Origin of the sequence: Leisingera methylohalidivorans DSM 14336 (assembly GCF_000511355.1) — a bacterium.
GTDB classification, from domain to species: Bacteria; Pseudomonadota; Alphaproteobacteria; order Rhodobacterales; family Rhodobacteraceae; genus Leisingera; species Leisingera methylohalidivorans.
The window spans coordinates 154094-177598 of record NC_023135.1 but is presented as its reverse complement, the minus strand read 5'-3'; the positions used below and the strand labels follow the sequence as shown (position 1 = coordinate 177598).

General features: G+C 61.8%; 25 protein-coding genes and 1 tRNA gene. 9 read left to right on the top strand and 17 right to left on the bottom strand.

Features of this window, described 5'->3' with window-relative positions; genetic code table 11:
* Nucleotides 1-90: 90 nt before the first annotated feature.
* The 5 genes from METH_RS22490 to secE all read right to left on the bottom strand — a co-directional run bounded on the left by METH_RS22490 (nucleotide 91) and on the right by secE (nucleotide 3509).
* Nucleotides 91-1152, bottom strand: coding sequence for a Hint domain-containing protein (locus METH_RS22490; RefSeq protein WP_084013745.1), 1062 nt, complete (start codon nucleotides 1150-1152; stop codon nucleotides 91-93).
* 154 nt (nucleotides 1153-1306) lie between these two features.
* Nucleotides 1307-2005: a 50S ribosomal protein L1 gene (rplA, locus tag METH_RS00940; protein ID WP_024088521.1), complete on the bottom strand. Its 699-nt coding sequence runs from the start codon at nucleotides 2003-2005 to the stop codon at nucleotides 1307-1309.
* A 1-nt stretch (nucleotide 2006) separates the two neighbouring features.
* Entirely contained in the window at nucleotides 2007-2432 is a 426-nt protein-coding gene (gene rplK / locus METH_RS00935; protein ID WP_024088520.1) for a 50S ribosomal protein L11, read from the bottom strand.
* A 128-nt stretch (nucleotides 2433-2560) separates the two neighbouring features.
* Nucleotides 2561-3094 carry a transcription termination/antitermination protein NusG gene (nusG, locus tag METH_RS00930; RefSeq protein WP_024088519.1) on the bottom strand — a complete coding sequence of 178 codons (534 nt, stop codon included), beginning with the start codon at nucleotides 3092-3094 and terminating at the stop codon, nucleotides 2561-2563.
* 217 nt (nucleotides 3095-3311) lie between these two features.
* On the bottom strand, nucleotides 3312-3509 hold the full coding sequence (secE, locus tag METH_RS00925) for a preprotein translocase subunit SecE (RefSeq protein WP_024088518.1): 198 nt from the start codon (nucleotides 3507-3509) through the stop codon (nucleotides 3312-3314).
* 203 nt (nucleotides 3510-3712) lie between these two features.
* Here secE and METH_RS00920 point away from each other — a divergent pair, with 203 nt between their 5' ends.
* Nucleotides 3713-5842: an O-linked N-acetylglucosamine transferase, SPINDLY family protein gene (locus METH_RS00920; protein WP_024088517.1), complete on the top strand. Its 2130-nt coding sequence runs from the start codon at nucleotides 3713-3715 to the stop codon at nucleotides 5840-5842.
* A 73-nt stretch (nucleotides 5843-5915) separates the two neighbouring features.
* Here the strand turns inward: METH_RS00920 and METH_RS00915 are convergent.
* Nucleotides 5916-5991, bottom strand: a tRNA-Trp gene (locus METH_RS00915).
* A 178-nt stretch (nucleotides 5992-6169) separates the two neighbouring features.
* Between METH_RS00915 and METH_RS00910 the strand changes: the two genes are divergently transcribed.
* Nucleotides 6170-6880: a lysophospholipid acyltransferase family protein gene (locus tag METH_RS00910; protein WP_024088516.1), complete on the top strand. Its 711-nt coding sequence runs from the start codon at nucleotides 6170-6172 to the stop codon at nucleotides 6878-6880.
* A gap of 98 nt (nucleotides 6881-6978) precedes the next feature.
* On the opposite strand, the gene tuf is transcribed toward METH_RS00910, so the two are convergent.
* The 3 genes from tuf to parC form a co-directional block, all read right to left on the bottom strand.
* Nucleotides 6979-8154: an elongation factor Tu gene (tuf, locus tag METH_RS00905; RefSeq protein WP_024088515.1), complete on the bottom strand. Its 1176-nt coding sequence runs from the start codon at nucleotides 8152-8154 to the stop codon at nucleotides 6979-6981.
* Nucleotides 8155-8277: 123 nt separating this feature from the next.
* Complete coding sequence (locus tag METH_RS00900) at nucleotides 8278-8877, bottom strand: hypothetical protein (RefSeq protein WP_024088514.1); 600 nt, start codon at nucleotides 8875-8877, stop codon at nucleotides 8278-8280.
* 125 nt (nucleotides 8878-9002) lie between these two features.
* Nucleotides 9003-11351: a DNA topoisomerase IV subunit A gene (gene parC / locus METH_RS00895; RefSeq protein ID WP_024088513.1), complete on the bottom strand. Its 2349-nt coding sequence runs from the start codon at nucleotides 11349-11351 to the stop codon at nucleotides 9003-9005.
* 242 nt (nucleotides 11352-11593) lie between these two features.
* Here parC and METH_RS00890 point away from each other — a divergent pair, with 242 nt between their 5' ends.
* From METH_RS00890 to METH_RS00865, 6 genes are all read left to right on the top strand, one after another.
* Nucleotides 11594-12292: an SH3 domain-containing protein gene (locus METH_RS00890; protein ID WP_044008296.1), complete on the top strand. Its 699-nt coding sequence runs from the start codon at nucleotides 11594-11596 to the stop codon at nucleotides 12290-12292.
* A 36-nt stretch (nucleotides 12293-12328) separates the two neighbouring features.
* Entirely contained in the window at nucleotides 12329-13159 is an 831-nt protein-coding gene (locus METH_RS00885) for an SDR family NAD(P)-dependent oxidoreductase (protein ID WP_024088511.1), read from the top strand.
* Nucleotides 13160-13233: 74 nt separating this feature from the next.
* Nucleotides 13234-13437, top strand: a complete 204-nt coding sequence (locus METH_RS00880; protein ID WP_024088510.1) for a twin transmembrane helix small protein — start codon at nucleotides 13234-13236, stop codon at nucleotides 13435-13437.
* Nucleotides 13438-13443: 6 nt separating this feature from the next.
* Nucleotides 13444-14016: a cob(I)yrinic acid a,c-diamide adenosyltransferase gene (locus METH_RS00875; RefSeq protein WP_024088509.1), complete on the top strand. Its 573-nt coding sequence runs from the start codon at nucleotides 13444-13446 to the stop codon at nucleotides 14014-14016.
* A 285-nt stretch (nucleotides 14017-14301) separates the two neighbouring features.
* Nucleotides 14302-15060: an electron transfer flavoprotein subunit beta/FixA family protein gene (locus METH_RS00870; protein ID WP_024088507.1), complete on the top strand. Its 759-nt coding sequence runs from the start codon at nucleotides 14302-14304 to the stop codon at nucleotides 15058-15060.
* Entirely contained in the window at nucleotides 15060-15989 is a 930-nt protein-coding gene (locus tag METH_RS00865) for an electron transfer flavoprotein subunit alpha/FixB family protein (protein ID WP_024088506.1), read from the top strand. The genes METH_RS00870 and METH_RS00865 overlap by 1 nt, the downstream gene beginning before the upstream one ends.
* A gap of 78 nt (nucleotides 15990-16067) precedes the next feature.
* Here METH_RS00865 and METH_RS00860 read toward each other — a convergent pair whose 3' ends face one another.
* Nucleotides 16068-16889 (bottom strand): DUF6473 family protein, encoded by an 822-nt coding sequence (locus tag METH_RS00860; protein WP_024088505.1) that lies wholly within the window; start codon nucleotides 16887-16889, stop codon nucleotides 16068-16070.
* A gap of 152 nt (nucleotides 16890-17041) precedes the next feature.
* Here METH_RS00860 and METH_RS00855 point away from each other — a divergent pair, with 152 nt between their 5' ends.
* Nucleotides 17042-17917: a 3-hydroxybutyryl-CoA dehydrogenase gene (locus METH_RS00855; RefSeq protein ID WP_024088504.1), complete on the top strand. Its 876-nt coding sequence runs from the start codon at nucleotides 17042-17044 to the stop codon at nucleotides 17915-17917.
* Between the two features lie 92 nt (nucleotides 17918-18009).
* Here the strand turns inward: METH_RS00855 and METH_RS00850 are convergent, their stop codons facing one another.
* Genes METH_RS00850 through METH_RS00820 form a run of 7 tightly spaced genes read right to left on the bottom strand, consistent with a single transcriptional unit; the run spans nucleotide 18010 to nucleotide 23407 of the window.
* Nucleotides 18010-18903, bottom strand: a complete 894-nt coding sequence (locus METH_RS00850) for a lysophospholipid acyltransferase family protein (protein ID WP_024088503.1) — start codon at nucleotides 18901-18903, stop codon at nucleotides 18010-18012.
* Nucleotides 18904-18936: 33 nt separating this feature from the next.
* Nucleotides 18937-19206, bottom strand: coding sequence for an HPr family phosphocarrier protein (locus METH_RS00845; RefSeq protein WP_024088502.1), 270 nt, complete (start codon nucleotides 19204-19206; stop codon nucleotides 18937-18939).
* Nucleotides 19207-19614, bottom strand: a complete 408-nt coding sequence (locus METH_RS00840; RefSeq protein WP_024088501.1) for a PTS sugar transporter subunit IIA — start codon at nucleotides 19612-19614, stop codon at nucleotides 19207-19209.
* Nucleotides 19615-19623: 9 nt separating this feature from the next.
* A complete protein-coding gene (gene rapZ, locus METH_RS00835) occupies nucleotides 19624-20502 on the bottom strand; it encodes an RNase adapter RapZ (RefSeq protein WP_024088500.1) in 879 nt (292 codons plus the stop codon).
* Nucleotides 20495-20932 (bottom strand): HPr kinase/phosphorylase, encoded by a 438-nt coding sequence (locus METH_RS00830; protein ID WP_024088499.1) that lies wholly within the window; start codon nucleotides 20930-20932, stop codon nucleotides 20495-20497. The genes rapZ and METH_RS00830 overlap by 8 nt, the downstream gene beginning before the upstream one ends.
* Nucleotides 20933-20934: 2 nt before the next feature.
* A complete protein-coding gene (locus tag METH_RS00825; RefSeq protein ID WP_024088498.1) occupies nucleotides 20935-22650 on the bottom strand; it encodes a sensor histidine kinase in 1716 nt (571 codons plus the stop codon).
* Nucleotides 22651-22702: 52 nt separating this feature from the next.
* Nucleotides 22703-23407, bottom strand: a complete 705-nt coding sequence (locus METH_RS00820) for a response regulator transcription factor (RefSeq protein WP_024088497.1) — start codon at nucleotides 23405-23407, stop codon at nucleotides 22703-22705.
* Nucleotides 23408-23505: the final 98 nt, after the last annotated feature.

The window sequence follows — 23505 nt, the reverse complement described above, 5'->3', positions numbered from 1 at the left end:
GCGCACGACGAATCGCACGCTTTATCTCGTAGCCGTAGTTAGTCGCATTTGAAGGGCTTTCCAAGGGGAAACTGGCAGCCGCAAGCAATTTCAGCGCGCTTCAAGACCGGCGCGCCCGCCACGGGTTTCCAACCAGCCCCTAAGGATACGCGCCTCCCCTGAGGTCAGCGTCATCGCCGCGGTCTGGCCGAACCGGGCACCATCCCGGGCAAGAGACGGAAACAGGGACATCAGCTCACGGCGCTGCGCCCAATCCAGCGCGGCCACCGATCCCGGCGCCAGAAAGAAGCTTTCTGTCAGTACGCCATTGGACCTAACGATGTAGTGCCGGTCAAACATGAAATGGAAATAGCGGATCACGGCCTGCTCCCGGATCCTGACCCCCGGAAGCCCGCAAAGATGTTTTGCCGCCACCAGAACATCCGCCTGACCGAACAGCATCTCTGCAACCGGCAGTTTCACATGAACCCTGTGCTGCTGCGAAAGGATCAGCTCTCCGGCATTCCCAATCGCCCCGGGCGCAAAGACGACAGGTGCGAAACTCCCGCTGCCGCGGACAGATGCAGCCGCCATCCACCGCACCGGCTGCAGACCGGCCTCTTTGGTCCAGACGCGCTGCCCCCTGGTGATGTCCTCGACGGCCACCTGGCCATCGGCGGTATCTATCAGTGTCCCGGCCCCAAAGCAGGTGACATAATCCGAATAGCGCGACGTTCCTGTGTTCTGCCCACCGGTTTTCACATAGGATTTTCCGGCCTCAAGCGGCAGGTCCGTCGCAAAGCCCCAGACATTGGATGCCTGACCGCCCTGCGAAAAGACGAAGATCGTGATCTCCGGGCCGGCAGGGTTTCCGTTTTCGTCAAGCTGGCGCACCAGAATATGCGACTCGGATTCCACCTGCGCACCATCCGCAACGATGCCGCCGCCATCGGTTATGATGTGATCCGAGTCCAGGTCGTCATTGAATTTGTTCCGTCCGCCGCCGGTATCATTCAGCGTGACCTGGGTTCCGGTGCCGCCGGAATAGGCGAAAACTGTCCCGTTGGGCGTGTCGGAATTGTTGATGACCGCATCACCCACAATCGAGCCGTTGGAGCTCGACGTAACAACCAGACTCGAACTGTCCTGAGCGAAGAAACTGCGACGTGACATAGGCTGGAATTATGAGCGCAGCCAGGCAAGCGCAAGAGTAAATGCCTTGCAAAATCAGACCGTTGCCGCCATTTGAGCACTTCACCGCCGACCGGCAAAAGAAAAGGCCCCGGGTGTGTCACCCAGGGCCCCTGTTCTGGCAATTCTGTCCCGATTACTCGGTGACAGCGTTGTCCACGTCAACCGTGACGCCCGGACCCATGGTCGAGGTCAGGTTGATCTTCTTCATGTACGCGCCCTTTGCGCCCGCCGGCTTGGCCTTGGCCACAGCCGAAACAAAGGCACGGACGTTTTCGACCAGCTTGGCTTCGTCAAAGGAGGCTTTGCCGACGCCTGCGTGCACAACGCCGCCTTTTTCCGCCTTGAACTGGACCTCGCCGCCCTTGGCCGCTTCAACAGCTGCCTTGACGTCCATGGTCACGGTGCCGACCTTGGGGTTCGGCATCAGGTTGCGCGGGCCGAGGATCTTACCCAGACGGCCGACGATGGGCATCATGTCCGGGGTTGCGATGCAACGGTCGAAATCGATGCTGCCGCCCTGGATGGCTTCCATCAGGTCTTCGGCGCCGACGATGTCCGCACCGGCCGCCTGAGCTTCTTCTGCCTTGGGGCCGCGGGCGAACACAGCAACGCGCATGGCTTTGCCGGTGCCATTCGGCAGGCCGACAACACCGCGGACCATCTGGTCTGCGTGGCGGGTGTCAACACCCAGGCTCATGGCGATTTCGACGGTTTCGTCGAATTTTGCGGTGGCGTTCGCCTTGATCAGGGAAACAGCCTCTTCGACCGACAGGTTATCTTTGCCAGCCAGAGCTTCGCGCGCGGCGCGGGTACGTTTACCGAGCTTTGCCATCTTACTTCACCTCGATGCCCATGGAGCGGGCAGAGCCCAGGATGATCTGCATTGCCGATTCGATGTCGTTGGCATTCAGATCTTTCATCTTGGCTTCGGCGATCTCTTTCACCTGAGCCGCGGTCACGGTGCCGACGGTCTCACGCGAGGGAGTCTTTGCACCAGATTTAATCTTGGCAGCCTTCTTCAGGTAGTAAGACGCGGGCGGCGTCTTGATGTCCATGGTGAAGGACTTGTCCTGATAGTAGGTGATCACGGTCGGGCACGGCGCGCCGGGCTCCATGTCTGCGGTCTTGGCGTTGAACGCCTTGCAGAATTCCATGATGTTGATGCCGCGCTGACCCAGCGCCGGACCAACCGGCGGGCTTGGGTTTGCCTGACCGGCTTTAACTTGCAGCTTCATCGTGCCGACGAGCTTCTTGGCCATTGGCCTTCTCCTTTTCCAACACCCTCCGGACGCGTCCTTCGGGCTGCTTTGCTGTGTGGTCCGGCTTTGGCACCGCGGTGCCGCTGCCTCCCACGCTCGGGGTGCCGGCCTTACCGGCCGGCGTCACATCAGATCTGTTTGGTGACCTGAGTGAAATCCAGTTCGACCGGGGTTTCCCGGCCGAAGATCGAAACGGTGACCTTGAGCTTCTGGTTGTCCTCGTCGACCTCTTCGACCATGCCGTCGAAGTCCTCGAACGGGCCGTCGTTCACTTTGACCTTCTCGCCGATCTCATAATGGATCAGGGTGCGCGGCGCCTCGACGCCTTCTTCGACGCGGCCCAGGATGCCCTGCACCTCGGCGTCGCGCATCGGCATCGGGCGGCCTTGCGGGCCCAGGAAGCCGGTGACCCGGTTGATCGAGGAGATCAGGTGGTAGCCGCGGTCGGACATTTCCATATGGACCAGCACGTAGCCCGGCATGAAGCGGCGCTCGGTCGAGACTTTCTTGCCGCGGCGGATCTCGATCACCTCTTCGGTGGGGACCAGCACTTCGTCAATCTCGTCCTCAAGGCCCTGTTCAGCGACCGAGGTGCGGATTTGCTCTGCGATTTTCTTTTCGAAATTCGAAAGAACGCTGACCGAATACCACCGTTTCGCCATGAACCGTCGTCCTTGTTTTGCCAGGCGGGCCATTGCCGCGCCGCCGCTTTATCATCCCGATGCAGCCGTTAAAGCTGCGCTCTCCAACAAAAAGCGGCGTGCAAACCGAATCGCCGCACGCCCGCCTCAATAGTTCCCGTCCACGTACCGTCCATTGGCGCCGAGATCAAGGGCAGCGCTGCAACATGAACCCCGAAGCCATCAAACTGCCGCAGGCTTAGCCGAACATCCCCAGAAGGCCCTGCAGCCCATAGCGGATCAGCATGTCGACCAGTGCAAAGAACACCGCCGTAAGCGCCGCCATGATAAACACCATGACCGTGGTCAGCAGAACCTCGCGCCGGGTCGGCCATACGACCTTGGACACTTCGGCACGGACTTGCTGAATAAACTGAACTGGATTGATAGTCGCCATACTGGGGGTGTCTCTCTGCTAGCAGTGGTCGCGATTTAACGCCTGCTGCGGGTAAATTCAAGCCCTGCTCCAGCGGCCGAGCGGCTTGGGCTCCCCGGTCAATCCAATTTTAATCCACTTCCTGCAAAAATGCCTCCGATAGCCCCGGCGCCAAGCATGCGCCGCGCAGGCATATCCCGCGTTTACTGATGAGATTGGATGCCATGACTCCCGCATATTCCCTATCCCAGGCCGAGCAGCTTGAACGTGATTCCAAACTTGAGGATGCTGTGCTTGCCTATTCCGGCATCCTTGCACGCAATCCGAAGAACACCCGCGCCCTGCAGGCGCTGGATTCCCTGCGCGGCCGCCTGCGCGAACAGCGGGAGCCATCACAGGACACCAAAGAAGAACTGGAGGCAGCGCTTGCAACCGGCCGCCACTTTGACGCGGCAGACAGCTGCGGCGCCTTGCTCAAGACCTTCCGCGACTCGCATTTCCTGTGGGATTTCCTGGGCCGCTGCCACCTGTCGGCAGGCCACCTGGACAACGCCGCAACCTGCCTGAACAAAGCCTGCGGGCTGAACCCCCAGGAAGCGGGCACCTATGCCGCGATGGGGCGCGTTCATATGGCGCGCGGTCAGCAAGACAACGCCATGGCCCTGTACCAGAAAGCCTTGAAACTGGATGCCGAATGCCTGCCCGCCCTGCGCAGCATGGCCGAAGCCCTGCCGCTTGAGGGCCGCAGCATTGAGGCCGCCGGCGTTTTGCGCAAAGCGGTTTCGCTGGCTCCGGAAGATGCCTCACTACACTTCACATTGGCCAGCCTGCTCCAGAAACTGGGCGCGGCCGCTGAGGCCAAGGAGCATTACACCCGCGCCGCCAGTCTCGATCCGCAGCTGACCGAAGCGCATTTCCAGCTTGGCCTCCTGCTGAAGGCCGAGGGCAGGTTTGCAGAGGCTCTGCCCTGCTTTGACAAGATCCTGCAGATTTCGCCATCCGATGACCGCAGCCGCACCCAGCGCCTGCATGTTCTGGCCGAGCTTAATGACTGGCAGTGGGTGCAGGAATACGCGGACTACCGGCGCTTGCTGGGTTTGCGTTGCAGCGGCTGCGACCCAAGCGCGCTGATGCTGATGGAAGACAATCCGGATCTCCTGCGGGCACGGGCGCAGGCATATGCCAGCGGGGCGTTCTCGGTATTTGAGCTGCAATCGGCATCACCCCTCCGGCAGCGGCCTGCCCGGCTGCGGATCGGGTACTTCTTTGCCGGCCAGGATGGAGAGGCAGTCGCAAACCAGCACGCGGCAATGCTGGCAGCCCACGACAGCAGCCGGTTTGAAATTTATGCCTATGCCATCGGCTCAGGTCTTGCGTCCGAGGCCGCAGCCAAGCTGAGCCAGTCCGTCTCCAACTTCAGGCAGCTGGAGGGGCTGTCCGGACAAGACGCGGCCGCCGCAGCTAAAGCAGACCGGCTGGATATTGCCGTCGATGTCTCAGGGTATAGAAACGGCAGCCTGAGCCCACTGCTTTCCGCCCGCCTGGCACCGCTGCACGTCGCGTGGCCGGGCTATCCCGGCACCATGGGCACTGCCGCCTTCGATTATCTGGTCAGCGATCACACCGTTTGCCCGGCCGGCAGCGAACGGTATCACAACGAACACCTGCTGCGCCTGCCGGAAACCCATCTGGCTGTGACGCCGGCACCTGCCGCTGCAGCGGAGGCTCCCGCCCGCAGCGATTGCGGCCTGCCGGAGACTGGTTTTGTCTTTTGCAGCTTTGCCGCAGGCAGCCGGATCACGCCGTCTGAGTTCGGCATCTGGATGCGGCTGCTGGCCGGGGCCAAGGATAGCGTTCTGTGGCTGCAGGACAACGGCGCGCATGCCGTGTCCAACCTGCGCCGGGCGGCGGCGGCCCGCGGTGTTGATCCGGACCGGCTCATCTTTGCCCCGCCCGCCCCTGCCGAGGAACACCTGGCCCGCCTGCCGCTGGCAGATTTGTTCCTGGACACGTTCACTGTGAATGCCCGCAGCGCTGCCCAGTCAGCTCTGGCTGCCAGGCTGCCGGTCCTCACCTTGCCGGGGCAGCAATTCGCCGCCCGCACAGTCGCAAGCCTGCTGCAGGCCGCAGGCCTGCCGGAGCTGGTCGCCGCCAGTGCGGAAGATTACGAGGCGAAGGCTGCGGAGCTGGCGCAGGGTCCGGAGGCCGCCAAAACATTGAAAAGCCGGCTCCAGGATGCAGCACTGCCGCAGCCGGCACGCCTGGCACGGCAAATCGAGCAGGCTTATGACGCCGCCTACGGCCGCTATTTGCAAGGTTCGGCGCCGGAACACCTGACGCGGAGCCAGCCATAGCAAAGACGCCCGCAGCGCATGCGGGCGGGCTTTCCCGGAGGTGTTTTGCTTAGGTGCTAATGATCCGGTGAAATGGCAGGGGCATCAGGGTTCGAACCCGAGACCTACGGTTTTGGAGACCGTCGCTCTACCAACTGAGCTATACCCCTACGGTGCGGCATTTCCTAAGGCAGACGTGCTGCGCTGGCAAGAGGAAAAAACGGGTTTTCCAAGTGCCGGGCCGCGGTTTGGCTGTTGCAGGCTTTGCCGCGGCTCACCCATGCAGTAAGACAGGGCGGATACCGGGGCTTTTTGCTCCGGGACACCCGAAAATGCGAGCCGCCAACCGTGAGCCTGAGAAAGAAAATCGCCGACAGCCCCCGGGTCAACCGCGCCATTGAGGGGCTGTTTGCCACCTATGTGCGATTCGCCTTCCGCACCTCGCGCTGGACCCGCAGCGGCTTTGAGGAAATGGACGCCTGCGTGCGCCGCGGCGAGCCGGTGATCTTCGTGCTGTGGCATCAGCGGCTGATCATGGCCCCCTATCTGTTCGACACCTCTCTGGGCCGCATCTGCGCGCTGACATCATCGGCGCGCGCCGGGCGGCTGGCCGGGCAGATCCTGGTGCGGCTGGGTTTTGAGACCATTCCGATGTCGAGCCACAAGCGCCATGTGGCGCTGTCGAGAGAAGTGCTGCGCCGCACCCGGGACGGCTGTTCGATCGGCATCGCCGCCGACGGGCCGCGCGGCCCGGCGCGCATTTCCTCAACCGTTCCTGTAGTCTGGGCCCGGATGACCGGCTGCCGGGTATTCACGGTGGCATTCGCCGAGAAAAAAGTGATCAAACTGCCGACTTGGGACCAGCAGATGCTGCCGTTGCCATTTTCCCGCGGCGTGCTGATGTGCCAGGAGTGGATGGATGAAGTTCCGAAAAAACCGTCTGACGCCGAGGCAGAAAGTTTGCGGATGAGTCTGGAAGCCGCCCTGGATGCCATCACCGATGCGGCCGACAGCGCGGCGGGGCGGGACAGCGAATACCCGCAGTCCCAAACCACCTGAGCACCGCTTGCCTGCGAGGGAGGCGGCGGCTGCAATGCAAAAGGGCCTCCCGAAGGAGGCCCTTTCTATTTTTCAGAACCGCGTGGGTTCCAAAATCATTATTCAGTGATTTTGGAAACGACGCCGGCGCCGACGGTGCGGCCGCCTTCGCGGATGGCGAAACGCAGGCCGTTTTCCATCGCGATCGGGGCGATCAGTTCAACGTCGAACTTCAGGTTGTCGCCCGGCATCACCATCTCGGTACCCTCGGGAAGGGTCACGGTGCCGGTCACGTCGGTGGTGCGGAAGTAGAACTGCGGACGGTAGTTCGCAAAGAACGGCGTGTGACGGCCGCCTTCTTCCTTGGTCAGGATATAGGCTTCGGCTTCGAACTTGGTGTGCGGGTTCACCGACTTCGGTGCGCACAGAACCTGGCCGCGCTCAACGCCGTCACGGTCGATGCCGCGCAGCAGGGCGCCGATGTTGTCGCCGGCTTCACCGCGGTCCAGCAGCTTGCGGAACATTTCAACACCGGTGCAGGTGGTGGTCTGGGTGTCGCGGATACCGACGATTTCGATCGAATCGCCAACGTTGATCACGCCGCGCTCGACACGGCCGGTCACAACGGTGCCGCGGCCGGAGATCGAGAACACGTCTTCAACCGGCATCAGGAACGGCTGGTCAACCGCACGCGCCGGGGTCGGGATGTATTCGTCGACAGCCGCCATCAGCTCTTTGATCTTCTCTTCGCCGATTTCAGGCTTGTTGCCTTCCATTGCGGCCAGAGCCGAACCGGCGATGATCGGGATATCGTCGCCCGGGTAGTCATAGGACGACAGCAGCTCGCGGATTTCCATTTCCACCAGCTCGAGCAGCTCTTCATCGTCGACCTGGTCGACTTTGTTCATGAAGACAACCATGTGCGGGATGCCGACCTGGCGGCCCAGCAGGATGTGCTCGCGGGTCTGCGGCATCGGGCCGTCAGCCGCGTTCACAACCAGGATCGCGCCGTCCATCTGCGCCGCGCCGGTGATCATGTTCTTCACATAGTCAGCGTGGCCGGGGCAGTCGACGTGGGCGTAGTGGCGGGTGTCGGTCTCATACTCGACGTGGGCGGTCGAGATGGTGATGCCGCGGGCTTTTTCTTCCGGTGCGCCGTCGATCTGGTCGTAGGCTTTGAAGTCACCGAAGTATTTGGTGATTGCTGCGGTCAGCGTGGTTTTGCCGTGGTCAACGTGGCCGATGGTGCCGATGTTGACGTGCGGTTTTGTACGCTCAAACTTTTCCTTAGCCATTCCTTAGGCGCCCTTTTGAAACAGGGGTCATGCATTGACCCGGTTACCTCTGCGCGGGCGGATTATTTGGTTTGAGCGGAAAAATCAACCCGTTCCTGCTTGACGGAGACGGAATTCGCAAGGCTAGCCGGCTGTCGCGGGCGCGGCAGTATCCGCAGCGCCGCCGCTGCCGGCCGCCGCCGCCGGGCGCGGTGCGAACCATCCCTCTTCCTTGTGCTGATCAGCCATCCATTCCTCGACCTTGTCGGCAATATTAACCGCCAGCCCCTGGATCTGCTGTTCCTTGGTGCGCGCATGGCCGGACCCCAGCAGCGCGCTTTCGCCCGTGGTGCTCTCAAAGATCTCCATCTGGTGCTTCTTGGCCAGGAATTTCTTTTCCGCCACGTCATAGACAAAGACGTTCACCACCACCGCGCTTTTGGGCGAGAACAGCACCGGCACGCCGGGCGGCGCCAGCATGAACCCTTCCAGCGTTACAGCCACATCATATTCCTGCGCGCCCTGATACCGGCGCAGGCGGGTTTCCAAAGCGTTCTTGATTGCCGCGTCCCATTCGCTGTGATCCGCATTGCGGGACAGCGGCCATTGCAGCGCCTTTTCAGTATAGACATGCGTTACCCGCGCCTGAAAGGCGCCGAGGTCCTCGGGCGCTTCGTCCAGCCGGGTTTCACCGCAGGCTGCGAGCATGCCCAGCGCGGCCAGAATGGAAAGAATGCGGATCATGGACGCCCCCCAAGGAAATTCGATCCCGCCCAGATAGCCGGGTAAAGCGCAGCGGGTAAAGGTCTGGAAACAGCGCCCCCGCGCAGGTGGCGCGGGGGCACAGGCTGCAGCAGGACACTGCCGCCCTATTTGAACTTGTAGTCGCGCGGGAAGCCGTGCGGCGGGCGCTTGCCGATTCCGGCCCGCTTGCCCAGCCATTGGCTGAGATCGGCCTCGTGCCGGGTCTTGCCGCCGCCCATTTCCCACTTGAGGCCGTCATCCCAGTTGAAGGTGGTGATGTCGCTGAGACCGCCGTCCAGTTCCAGCGCCCCCTGCTTGCCGCGGGCCATATTGTATTTCTGCAAACGCACGCCCTTGCCGCGGGTGAGTTCCGGCATCTCCTCGACCGCGAAGACCAGAAACTTGCCGTTTTCCGATACAATGGCGACGTGGTCGCCTTCAACCGGGATACAAATCTTGGCGTGGTCGTCATCCTTGACGTTCAGCACCTGCTTGCCGCTGCGGGTCTGGGCAACGATTTCCTTTTCGGCGCAGATGAAGCCGTTGCCCGCATCCGAGGCGACCAGCAATCGGCCCTCGGGGTTGTGGATCAGAAGGTCGACGATCTCAGCTTCGTTGGGCAGATCGACCATCAGACGCAGCGGTTCGCCCATGCCGCGCCCGCCCGGCAGATTCGAGGCTGACAGGGTGTAGAAACGACCGTTGGAGCCGAACACCAGCAAACGGTCGGTGGTTTCCGCATGGAAAACAAAGCGCGGGCCGTCGCCGTCCTTGAACTTCAGCTCGCGGCTGAGGTCGATATGGCCGGTCATGGCCCGGATCCAGCCCATCTGGCTGCAGACAACGGTGATCGGTTCGCGGTCGATCATCGCTTCTAGCGGGACATCCTCGACCTCGCCCGCTTCGGCAAAGCGGGTGCGGCGGGCGCCGCCGGAGTAGTCCTTGCCGAACTGCTTCTTGGTCTCTTTCAGCTGCTCGGAAATACGGGACCACTGCAGCTCCTCCGAGCCCAGCAGTTCGACCAGCCCGGCGCGTTCCGCACGCAGGGCGTCGCGTTCGCGGACCAGTTCGATCTCTTCCAGTTTGCGCAAAGACCGCAGGCGCATGTTGAGGATCGCCTCGGCCTGCACTTCGGTCAGTTCGCCCGCGCCCTGGGCCGGAGTGATGTAGTCGGCTTCGGTGAAGGCGCGCGGGTGGTCCGCGCTCCAGTCCTCGCGGATCAGGGCGGCCTTGGGATCCTCGTCATAGCGGATGATGTCAATCACCCGGTCGAGGTTCAGGAAGGCGATGATGAAGCCTTCCAGGACCTCCAGCCGGTGGTCGATTTTCTCCATCCGGTGCTGCGAGCGGCGCTGCAGCACGTCGCGGCGGTGGTCGAGAAAGGCGCGCAGCACCTCTTTCATCGAACAGACCTTGGGGGTCACCCCGTCGATCAGCACGTTCATGTTCAGGCTGAAGCGGATTTCCAGGTCCGAGTTGCGGAACATCATGTTCATCAGAACCTCGGGGTCCACGTTCTTGGACTTGGGCTCAAGGATGATGCGGATGTCGTCCGCCGATTCGTCGCGCACATCCGCAAGAATCGGCACCTTCTTGGTCTGGATCAGCTCGGCGATCTTCTCGATCAGTTTGGACTTCTGGACCTGATAGGGAATCTCGGTGACCACGATCTGCCACTGGCCGCGGCCCAGGTCCTCGACCTCATGGGTGCAGCGCAGGCGGAAGGAGCCGCGCCCGGTGCTGTAGGCCTTGGCGATGTTTTCCTTGGGTTCGACTATGACGCCGCCGGTCGGGAAGTCCGGACCGGGCACATAGTTCAGCAAGGTGTCGTCGCGGGCATCCGGAATTTTGATCAGATGGAGGCAGGCGTCGATCAGTTCAGCGATGTTGTGCGGCGGGATATTGGTCGCCATGCCGACGGCAATGCCTGCGGCACCGTTTGCCAGAATGTTCGGAAAGGTCGCGGGCAGCACGGCCGGTTCGGTCAGGCGGCCATCATAATTGTCGCGGAAATCGACGGAATCCTCGTTCAGCCCCTCCAGCATCGCCTCGGCGACAAAGGTCATCCGTGCTTCGGTGTAGCGCGAGGCCGCCGGATTGTCGCCGTCGATGTTGCCGAAGTTGCCCTGGCCGTCCACCAGCGGGTAGCGGACGTTGAAATCCTGCGCCAGACGCGCCATCGCGTCATAGATCGCGGCGTCGCCGTGCGGGTGGAAGTCGCCCATGGTGTCGCCGGAAATCTTGGCCGACTTCAGAAAGCCGCCCGTGGAGCTGAGCCGCAGGCGGTTCATCGCATAGAGAATCCGCCTGTGCACCGGCTTCAGCCCGTCGCGCGCGTCAGGCAGCGCCCGATGCATGATGGTGCTGAGCGCATAGGTCAGATAGCGCTCGCCAATGGCGCGGCGCAGCGGTTCCAGGATTTCGCCTTGTTCGGGGGCGGACGGCATGTCGGGGTCTTCTACCAGGTCGGTCATGGATTGGTGATACTGCCGCCGCCGGAATTGGTAAAGCGGGCGCAGGCGAAATTCGCACAGTCCTGCGCCGCTCCAGCTGCGGCAGATGCGGTTTAGGGGAGAAGCCGGCCGACTCTCCCCTGTTTCCGCGGCCTTAACTTGCCCTAGATAAAAGGGAACCAGGCAGCAGCGCCGCGCGTTTATTTCTCAAACAAATGCAATTCTGTGCAGCTGCCCGCGTGGTGGTACTTGGGGGACTGGTTATGTCGCGATTTATTATTGTCTCTTTCGCTTTTCTGGGCTGGGGCTTTTATGAACTCAGCGGGGGGGCTGACTTCGAGCCGCGCAAGGAGCGGTCGGACGCCTTGGAAATTGCCAAAGCGGCCTTTGCCGCGCCGGATGAGACCGGGCAGGACAGCCGCGGCGGCGAGAATGCTAAATCTCTGGTTCGCAACGTGACTTTCCGCCCGGCCGATAGGGTGCAGGATGCAGCAGAGCCTGTGCGGCCGGCCGCAGACCCGCAATTGCGGTCGCGCGTGGCGCTGCGGCAGATCACACAAGCCCGTCTTGCGATCAGTGACAGCAGCACCGTGTTTCCGGCAGTTGCGGGTCACGCCGGTCAGGGCGGCCCGCTGCAACTGGCATCGCTGGAAGGCGGAATTTCCGGGATACAGACCGCCTCTACAGGACCTGTGGTGCTGAGCGATACTTCAGCGCCGGCAGGAGAGGCGCTGGCTGGACCCGAGCCAGAACCGGAAAAAGACATCCGCCAGATCAGAGCGTCGCGAGTCAACATGCGCCAGGGGCCGGGTACCAATTATCCGGTGATTGCGCGCCTCCTGGGCGGTGACGAGGTAATCGTGTTTGAGGACAGCGGCACCGGATGGCTGCACCTGCGCGCGCCCGGCAAGGGCAAGGTCGGCTGGATTGCCGCTTCCCTGGTGAGCAAGAAACGCCCATAACTGCTGCGGAACATTCCGGGAGCAAGAGGCGGCTGCATGAAAAAATCCATCCTGATTACAGGCTGTTCCTCGGGGATCGGCCTGGATGCCGCCCGCGGCATGCGCGAGCGCGGCTGGCGGGTGTTTGCCTCCTGCCGGCAGCAGCGCGACTGCGACCGGATGCGTGCAGAAGGCTTCGAGAGCCCGCGGATCGATTACACTGATCCGGAGAGCATCACCGCGGGCCTTGGCGAAGTGCTGGAGGCCACCGGCGGCACCCTGGATGCGTTGTTCAACAACGGCGCCCACGGGCTGCCGGGCGCGGTGGAGGACTTGCCGACCGACGCCTTGCGCACCATCTTCGAAGCGAATTTCTTCGGCTGGCACGAGCTGACCCGGCAGGTGATACCGGTGATGCGCCAGCAGGGGCATGGGCGGATCGTGCAAAATTCCTCAATCCTTGGGTTTGTCACCTTCCCCTGGCGGGGCGCCTATGTGGCGACCAAATACGCGCTGGAGGGGCTGACCGACACCTTGCGGGTGGAATTGAAGGGGTCCGGCATCCACATGGTGCTGATCGAGCCCGGTCCGGTCACCTCGAAAATCCGCGAGAAGTCGATCCCGCATTTCGAGCGTTTCGTCGACTGGAAGGCCTCGCCGTTGCGCGATCTTTACGAATCCCGCCTGCTGAAGCGGCTTTATGAAAGCAATGGACCGGACCGGTTCGAGCTGCCTGCGTCTGCGGTTACGGCCAAGCTGGCGCTCGCCTGCGAAGCCCGCCGTCCGCGCGAACGCTATTTCGTCACCACCCCGACCCATATCGCGGGGTTCCTGCGCCGGATCCTCAGCACAAGGGCAATTGACCGCATCCTGGTGAAGCTCGGATAGCGGATTCTCGGTCGCCAACGGACCGGACGCAGGGTAGAGGAAGGCACAGAATTGTGGCGCCTATGGGGGACAATATGAGCGATCCGCTGTACTATCTGGGACTGGCGGCTGTTGCCGCCGTGGTTGTGGCACTGGTCGTCGGCATCGGCGGCTTTGGCAAAGGCGGCGAGTTCAACCGCAAGAACGCAAACAAGATCATGCGCCTGCGCATCCTGTTTCAATTCATTGCGGTGGTGGTTCTGCTGGCCTACGTCTACCTGCGCAGCAAGGGAGGATAACCGGCAATGGTCGTACTGAACAAAATCTACACGCGCACCGGCGACAAGGGTGAAACCGCACTGGGCAACGGCGATCGCGTGGCCAAGCATTCGGCGCGGGTCAATGCCTATGGCACCTCGGATGAACTGAATTCTTTTGTCGGCGTCGCACGGCTGGAGGCCGGGGGCGACATGGATGCCGCATTGGCCCGCATTCAAAACGATCTGTTCGACCTGGGCGCCGATCTGTGCAGGCCGGAAATGGCAAAAGACGCCGAGGCTGAATACCCGCCGCTGCGGGTGGCCGTGACGCAGGTTGAGCGGCTGGAAACAGAGATCGACGGCATGAACAAGGATCTGGATGCACTGCGCAGCTTCATCCTGCCGGGCGGTTCGAAACTGGCGGCGCACCTGCACGTCTGCCGCACCGTTGCCCGCCGCGCCGAACGGCTGGCCACCGACCTTAGCACGTCTGAGGAGGTGAACCCGGCTGCAGTTAAGTATCTGAACCGGCTGTCGGACTGGTTTTTTGTCGCCGCCCGCGCGGCGAACAACGGCGGCAAGGACGACGTCTTGTGGGTTCCGGGCGCCAACCGCTGATTCCCCTGCCAGCGGCCTGATTCGCGATTTCGTGCCGGTTTTCGGCCGATCCCGCGGGCAACGCGTCATTTGCCTGCCCGCGGCGGTGTTAATCCGGCAGGCAAATTTCCCTCCGGAAACATTCTTGCAAAAATGATGTTCCAAATCCGCAAACGCGACGTCGGCGTGCGCTAACGTGACGATTTTGCCCTGTTGCAGGCGCACACCAGCCGGTATCAACGCAGCGAGAGCATGGAGGGGAGTCGCCCAAAGGCGGCTTGCCGTTTGTTAAGGAGAGAACGCAAAATGAAGGTACTTGTGCCTGTCAAACGCGTGATTGACTACAACGTGAAGGTCCGCGTCAAAGCGGACGGCAGCGGTGTCGATCTCGCCAACGTGAAGATGTCGATGAACCCCTTCGACGAAATCGCCGTCGAAGAAGCCATCCGTCTGAAAGAAGCCGGCAAGGCTGACGAGGTGATTGCGGTTTCGATCGGCGTGAAGCAGGCTCAGGAAACCCTGCGCACCGCGCTGGCGATGGGCGCTGACCGCGCCATCCTGGTGGTGGCTGCCGATGACGTGCACACCGACATCGAGCCGCTGGCGGTTGCCAAGATCCTGGCCAAAGTGGTCGAGGAAGAACAGCCGGGCGTCGTGCTCTGCGGCAAGCAGGCGATCGACAACGACATGAACGCAACCGGCCAGATGCTGTCGGCGCTCTTGGGCTGGTCCCAGGGCACCTTTGCCTCTGAACTGGACATCGAAGGCGGCAACGCCAAGGTGACCCGTGAGGTCGACGGCGGCCTGCAGACCATCTCGGTGAAGATGCCCGCCATCATCACCGTGGACCTGCGCCTGAACGAGCCGCGCTATGCGTCGCTGCCGAACATCATGAAGGCGAAGAAAAAGCCGCTGGCCGAGAAAACCGCCGCCGATTACGGCGTCGACGTCACGCCGCGCCTGGAAATCGTCAAGACCGAAGAGCCGCCGGCACGCGCCGCCGGCATCGTGGTCGGTTCCGTCGACGAGCTGGTTGAGAAACTCAAAGAAGCGGGGGCTGTGTAATGGCTGTTCTTCTCCTTGCTGAAGTGACCGACGGCGCCCTGGCGCTGGACGCAACCGCAAAAGCCGTGGCCGCTGCCTCCAAACTGGGCGACGTGACCGTTCTCGCCGCTGGCGCCTCCGCTGCTGCGGCTGGCGAAGAAGCGGCCAAGATCGCAGGCGTTGCCAAGGTTCTGGTTGCCGAGGACGCATCGCTGGGCCACCGCCTGGCGGAACCGACCGCGGCGCTGATCGCCGGTCTGGCCTCCGACTATGAGCACATCGTTGCACCGGCCACCACCGACGCCAAGAACGTTCTGCCGCGTGTTGCTGCGCTTTTGGACGTTATGGTGATCTCGGACGTGTCCGGCATTGTCGACGGCAGCACCTTCGAGCGCCCGATCTATGCCGGCAACGCGATCCAGACCGTGAAATCGAACGACGCCAAAAAAGTCGTCTCGATCCGCACCGCGTCCTTTGATGCAGCCGGCGACGGCGGCTCGGCTTCGGTTGAAGCCATCTCGGCCGCAGCGAACCCGGGCCTGTCCGAGTGGGTCGAAGACAAGGTTGCCGCAAGCGACCGTCCCGAGCTGACCTCGGCCGGCATCGTTGTCTCCGGCGGCCGCGGCGTTGGTTCCGAAGAAGACTTCAAACTGATCGAAGCCCTGGCCGACAAGCTGGGCGCTGCAGTCGGCGCATCGCGCGCCGCGGTTGACTCGGGCTATGCCCCGAACGACTGGCAGGTCGGTCAGACCGGCAAGGTTGTTGCCCCGGACCTGTATATCGCTGTCGGCATCTCCGGCGCGATCCAGCATCTGGCCGGCATGAAGGACTCCAAGGTGATCGTGGCGATCAACAAGGACGAAGAAGCACCGATCTTCCAGGTTGCCGACTTCGGCCTGGTTGCCGATCTGTTCGACGCCGTCCCGGCCTTGACCGCGAAACTGGGCTAAGCCCTCTCCGGCAACCGACCAATCAGAAAAGGCCCGCCATCCGGCGGGCCTTTTTTATTTCCAATGCCAACGGTGTTCTTATTTCCGGATCAGCGGCGAAAGACGATCTGCCAGCGCATGGGCAATCCGCAGGTGTTCCTTCGGGCCGATCATGTGGCGGGCGGCAGGCAATTCCATTTGGCCAAAGATCATGCCACCGATGTCCTGTGCAACCGCAGCCGAAGAGGTTCTGAGCTCCAGCACTCCCTGCACCTTGGGGCGCAAGGCATCGGCCATGGACCGGTTGACCAGGACCGGTTCCTCAGGGAAGCCGGCTTCGGCATCCAGCTCATAGCGGAGCCATAGCAGCAGAACACGGCCTTCAAGTGCCTCAACCAAAACACTCATCCGCTCTATCCAGCTTCGCTGCAGCTGTTCCTCCACCTGCTCAAACCGCTGGCCGGAGATGTCCCGCAAGGTGCACAGCAGATGCTTGTTGAAATGAAAATCCGTGAAATCCACTTCCGGGTAAAGCGTCTTGAGGGCCGCGTGGGCCTGCAGAAACCGGTCATTGCGGCGCGGATGCACCCGGTAATAGGGATTTGAGATATTCTGCGCGCCCAGCATCTGCACCACAGATACATCCGCCTGCCTGGCGATCCCGATCAGGGTTTCATCCTGCGCGAAACTGTCCAGCCCGGCATTCACACTGCCCAAGTTGACGCAGTCCAGTCCAAGCTGAGTTTGAAGGGAATCGACAAAGGGAAATTCAACGAATCGCCCGTAAACTTCGGTTCCACCAAGAAAGGCGACGTAGGGCTTGTCCAGGGACCGTTGCGGACCCCGGACCAGCAGCCTGGAACGCCCATATCTGCATGGTTCCCCCGAAAGCGCCCCTGCGCTTTTGAGTTCATAACTCATTTCACCACCATTTTTCACCCGAGACTCACCTTGCCGTGCAAGCATTGCAAATTCCCTAAAGTGAGAATTTGCCTTAAATCGATCCCAGCTGCCCTTGTGCCTGACCTTCGCCCGCCAGTAAGGTTGCCGCAGATATTTCAGGAGCCTGAGGCATGGAAATTCAGAAGGTTGGAGTGATCGGAGCCGGGCAGATGGGCAATGGCATTGCCCATGTTCTGGCGCTTGCCGGGTATGAGGTCGTGCTGAACGACGTCAGCCAGCAGGCGCTGGACGGGGCTCAGAGCCTCATTCACAAAAACTTGGCCCGCCAGGCTAGCAAAGGAAAGATCTCCGAGGCCGAGGCAGAAGCTGCGCTGGCGCGTATCACCCTGTCTATGAAGCTTGCCGATGTTGGCGCAACCGATCTGGTGATCGAAGCCGCCACCGAGCGGGAAACCGTGAAACAGGCCATTTTTGAGGATCTTCTGCCGCATCTGCGGCCGCACACAATCCTGACGTCCAACACATCGTCGATCTCAATCACCCGGCTGGCCAGCCGCACCGACCGGCCGGAACGCTTCATGGGGTTCCATTTCATGAACCCGGTGCCGGTGATGCAGCTGGTCGAACTGATCCGCGGGATTGCCACGGATGAGCCCACCTTCAGCGCTTGCCAGGAAGTCGTCGCGCGCTTGGGCAAGACGTCTGCCAGTGCGGAAGACTTCCCGGCCTTCATCGTCAACCGGATCCTAATGCCGATGATCAACGAGGCGGTCTATACGCTTTATGAAGGGGTTGGATCGGTCAAATCGATCGACGAATCGATGAAGCTGGGCGCGAACCACCCGATGGGACCGCTGGAGCTGGCGGATTTTATCGGCCTGGATACCTGCCTGGCAATCATGAACGTGCTGCATGACGGGCTGGCGGATACCAAATACCGACCCTGCCCGCTGCTGACGAAATACGTCGAGGCCGGCTGGCTGGGCCGAAAGACCGAGCGCGGGTTTTATGATTACCGCGGTGAAACCCCGGTCCCGACACGCTGACCTGAACCGGCAGGAGGGGGCCATCCCCCCTTCTTGACCGCACGGCCAGTTCTCCCCCGGGATATTCTTCGCCCGAGACAGAAGCAGGACGGTCAGTCCTGTTTGCCCAGGTTGAGTGTGTGTTCGCGCAGCCAGGCCATAAAGCCCCGCGGATCGCTTTGCAGTTGCTCCATCTGCGCGTCCGTCAGCGGCTTGCCCACAACCGGCGCCTGCGGCTTGTTGCAGGAGCGGACAATCTCATGCAGAAGCAGCCCCTGACGCAGGATCGGGGAGATCCGGCAGGCAATCTGGTACCAGCGTGAATTGTGGCCGGGGAAGTATATCGGCACCACACGGGCCCCAGAGCGGCGGATCAGCTGCGCAGTGAAGACATTCCATTCACGCTCGACCGCCGGGCCGAACCAGCTGTCGGAGGACATAACCACGCCGGACGGGAACAGCGCCACCGCGCCGCCCTGCTTGAGAAAGGTCATCGTCTTGGCCCGCATGTCGACCATCTTGCGTTGGGCTTCGGGGTCATGCGGGAAGGGCACCGGAATCATGAAGGAGGTTGCCGCCTCGTCCAGGCCGGTCAGCACCGAGCGGGTCAGAATACGGTAGTCCAAGCGGCGGCGGCCAATCAGATCCGCAAAAATCATACCGTCGACCATCCCATGCGGATGGTTGGCGACAATCACCACAGGCCCGTCTTCGGGGATATTATTGATCTGCTCTTCCGGCGTCTGCAGATCGATGCCCATTATGTTGAGCGCACCCCGCCAGAATTTCTGGCCGCGGTATTCCGCGTTCTGCTTCTCGAACTTGCTGACCATGCGCAGGATGGTCAGTTTTCCGGTGCACCATTCGATTGACTTTATCGCCAGAGACGTCCAGCGGTCGTCAAAGGAATTGGCATAGGTCAGCGTGCGGCGGTCATAGACCTCGCCCGTTTGATCAGCGGCTTCCGGCGCGGCGCCGGTATTCCTGTCGTGTGCGGTATCCGCCAATGTGCCTTTTCCCGTTCCGTCGCCGGCGCCGAGCTAGTAGCCCTCGCCGAACTTGCCGGCCACAAGGGCCTCCAGCGCATGCGCCAGCGCATCAGCATCGGGCCCCGAAGTCTCGACGTCAATAGTCGTTCCTTTCGAGGCTGCCAACATCAAAAGGCCCATAATACTGTCGCCCGAGGCGGACAGTCCGTCCCTCAGCACCTCTGCCGTGGCGTCAAACGCTTCGACCACCTCGACCAGTTTGGCAGAGGCGCGGGCGTGCAGCCCCTTTTCATTGATAATTTTCAGCGTCTTCAATGCCATTTATTGTGCCTGCTCCCCGTCAGGGTTTACGTTTTGCGCGTTTATGTACTTACGCCCGGCCTCCATTGCCTGCCGGACCGCATCGGCCACTGGCAGGTGGCGGGATTTTGCCAGTTTGATCAGCATTGGCAAATTGGCACCGTACAGAATACGGCGATCCGCCGGGGCGCAGGCCTTGAGACTGAGGTTAGACGGAGAGCCGCCGAACAGGTCGGTGACCACGACAACGCCGCCACCGCTGTCCACCTCATTGGCAGCCGTGCAAATCTCATCCTGCTTGTTGTCCCGGTTATCCTCCGGGCCGATGGCAATGGCCATCAGGCACGGCTGAGGACCCACAACGTGTTCCACAGCGGCAAGATACTCCCTTGCCAGCCCGCCATGCGCTACGATCACAATCCCGATCAACCCGGCCTCTCACTTCTTTCGCTGGCCTTGCAGCTCGCGGTGTCTAATTGACACTTGCAGACCGTCTTCTGCAAGGGCCTTGGCCAGGGTTTCCGCCATCGCCACCGATCTATGCTGTCCGCCGGTGCAGCCGAAGGCTATCGAAAAATGCGATTTGCCTTCCTCCCGGTAGGCAGGCAGCAGCAGGCGGGTGAGGTCCAGCACCCGGGTAAAAAATGGGGTGAACCGGCTGTCTGACTTAACATAGTCCTGTACCGCCGCCTCCGTCCCGTTGTGCCGGCGCAATTCTGGCCGCCAATAGGGGTTGGCCAGAAAGCGGCAGTCGAACACCATGTCGATACCATGCGGCATGCCGCGTTTGTATGAGAAACTTTGCACCGAAAGTGCGAGCGCCCGGCCTTCGGGCGCGAACCAGCGTTCAATCTCCGCCTTCAGCTGGTGGACATTCATGTCCGAGGTGTCCAGAAGGATATCCGCCCGGTCCCGGATCGGCGCCATCAGGTCAAGCTCGCGGCGCACGCCCTCGCCCGGCGATTCCGCAGGCGCCAGCGGGTGGCGGCGGCGGGTCTCCGAATAGCGGCGCAGCAGCACATCGGGCTTCGAATCGAGGTACAGCACGGTCAGCTCCACCTCGCGGCGGCCTGACAGCATGTCGATCACATCCAGCAGCGCCCGTGGCGAGAAATCCCGGTTGCGGCTGTCCAGCCCCAGCGCCATCGGTCGCGGTGCCGCAGCAGCATCGATCAGTCCGGGCAGCAGCCGGAGCGGCAGGTTGTCGATCGCTTCAAAACCAAGGTCTTCAAGCACGTTGATCGCCGTGGTCCGGCCCGCCCCGGAGGGTCCAGTGACCAGCACTGCCGGGACCGCCTTTTGTTCCGCTTCAAGCATCGGGGTCCAAAGCCCCGCATCTGAGATACTGCATCAGGGCCGGAGCGAAATGCGCACCCTCCACGCGCTTGAGCCGAAGCACCTCCTGCCCCAGCAGAAACGTGTTGTGCCGCATCGGCAGGCGTTCTGTTTCGGCCTCATCCAGGTCCACCAGTACCGCCACCGGCACAGGGCTGCGGATCTGCGCGCGCAGCAGGCCCATGTACCGCGCCTCGATCAGTCCGCGGATCGGCTCTGGGACGCTGGCGACAACCTGCCCGTCCAAAAGCTGCAGTAACACCCGGTCATCGGCAACCAGCTGGGCGCCAAAGGCCATCAGCTGCAGTGCCAGCGCGGATTTTCCCTGCCCGGAGGTGCCGGTGATCAAAAGCCCCCGCCCCTCGAGCGCGACGCAGGAGGCATGCAGGATAAGGCTTTCTGTGTCAGACATGGTTACACCGGCAGACCAACCACGAACCGCGCCCCCAGCGGTTCCGATGTCACATCGGCCTCGGTCGGGCGTATATTTTCGGCCCAAACCACGCCGCCGTGCGCCTCGACGATCTGTTTCGAGATTGCCAGACCGAGTCCTGAATTGTTACCGAAATGCTCCACCGGGCGCTCCGAGTAGAAGCGTTTAAAGATCTTCGACAACGCCTGCTCCGGGATGCCAGGGCCAGTATCCTCGACCACAATCAGCACCCGGTTGGCACGGCGCCGCGCCCAAACGCGGATGGCGTCGCCCTCCTCGCAGAACGAGATCGCATTGGTGATCAGATTGACAAAAACCTGTGCCAATCGTGCTTCAAGGCCTTGCAGCTGAATGGGCTGGGCGGGCAAGTCCGTGATATAGTCGATCCCCTTGGCACGTGCATCTTCCCCCAAGTATTGGTTGAGGTTGCCCAGCATGGCCAGAAGATCAAAATCCTCTTCCTCTTCCTTGACCAGCTCGGCATCCAGCCGCGAGGCGTTGGAAATATCGCTGACCAGCCGGTCCAGGCGGCGGACATCGTGTTCGATCACATCCATCAGCTTTTCGCGCTGATCATCACGGTGGACCATGCGCAGCGTGCCGACGGCCGATTGCAGGCTGGCCAGGGGGTTCTTGATTTCATGCGCCACGTCGGCCGCAAACTGTTCGTTGCTGTCGATCCGGGAGTACAGCGCCTTGACCATTCCGCGCAGAGCCCGGCTCAGCCGTCCGATTTCGTCCGGCCGGGCAGTCAGATCGGGAATCCGGATCCGGCCCGGATTGGACTGGCGGCTGCCGCGTTCGCGGCCAAGCTCGGCTGCCTCTGCGAGATCGGCTAGCGGGTTGGCAATGGTCGAGGCCAGCACCAAGCTTAGCCCGACCGAGACCAGCAGGGCGACGACAAACATCTGCAGCACCCGCTCCTGCTCGCCGCGCACCAGAGCGTCCACTTCGCCAGTGGGGGAGGTCAGCGCAATGACGCCGACTGCTCTGTCATTGTGCATGATCGGTGTTGCCGCGGAGATCACCCGGCTGCCGGTGGTGTCGGCCACAGTTTCAATGCCGGTGCCGCCGTTCATCGCCCGGTCGACCAAACCGCCCAGCCGTTCCTCTAAGGCCGGCCCTAACGCGGCGGAGTTGACAGCAGCCGCATCGCCGCCATCCGCGATACCCCACAAGGCCGAAAGCGCATCGCTGATCAGCGTGCGGCTTCGGCCGCTGTCATTCAACACGTTCAGGGCATCGCTGCGGTCGACACCTTTGATGCTGGAAATCAGATTACCGGTGGTGTCGAACACAAAGGCCTCGACGCCGCCGCGCAGGCTGAGCCGCGCCAGGGTGTCCTCCACCTGGATGCCATCACCTGCGGCAAAGCTGACCGCGCCTGCGGCCGGCATTTCGGCCTCGAATACATCCGCTGCCAGCATCGCCTCGGACACCAATGTGCCCGCCCTCTGCTGCACCAGGCTTTGACGCGAGGAATTCAGATACAGGATCCCGGTGACCAAGATGATCAAGGCGATCAGGTTGAATGTGATGATCTTCCGGGTCAGAGGCGAACCCTTGAGCGATAAAAGCCCCCGGCGCGCGCGCTTGACCTGCATCTCCCGCGTGACGGATTGCTCGGGGGTAACCCAGTCTTCCCCTAGAACAACATCGCCGTCCAGCTGGCGTTGCGTAATGCTGGTATCGCGCATGCGCGCCCACTCCTTCGGCCCGGGGGCAAACTGCCCCGCTTAAACGTGCCGCTTATTCTTCGTTATAACGGTAACCGATTCCATAAAGGGTTTCGATTGCCGCAAAATCCGAATCCGCGCTGCGCATTTTCTTGCGCAGGCGCTTGATGTGGCTGTCGATGGTGCGGTCATCGACATAGACCTGATCATCATAGGCCACATCCATCAGCTGGTCGCGGCTTTTTACAAAACCCGGCCGCTGGGCCAGCGCTTGCAGAAGCAGGAATTCGGTGACCGTCAGGGACACGTCCCTGCCCTTCCAAGTGACCGCGTGGCGCAGCGGGTCCATGCGGAGGTTGCCGCGCTCCATGACCTTGGCTTCCGGACTGGCCGTGCCTGCCTGATCATTGCCAAGCGCCTCCTGACGGCGCAAAAGCGCCCGGATCCGTTCAACCAGCAGCCGCTGGGAAAACGGCTTTTTCACATAATCATCCGCGCCCATGCGCAGTCCCAGAACCTCGTCGATCTCATCGTCCTTGGAGGTGAGGAAGATCACCGGCATCTGAGATTTCTGGCGCAGCCGCTGCAACAGGTCCATGCCGTCCATGCGCGGCATTTTGATATCCAGCACGGCCATGTCCGGCAGCTTCTTATTGAATGCGTCCAGCGCCGCCTGGCCGTCGTTATAGGTTTCCACCTCAAAGCCTTCGGCCTCAAGCGTCATGGAAACGGAAGTCAGGATGTTCCTGTCATCATCTACCAATGCAATCTTTGACATCGGAATTGCCCCTAATCTGCTCTGTTATGTTTTGTTTTTTACCACTTTCATCGCCGTTATGGTGCCCCGAATCAATCCCATTTGAAGAATCAGGGCGA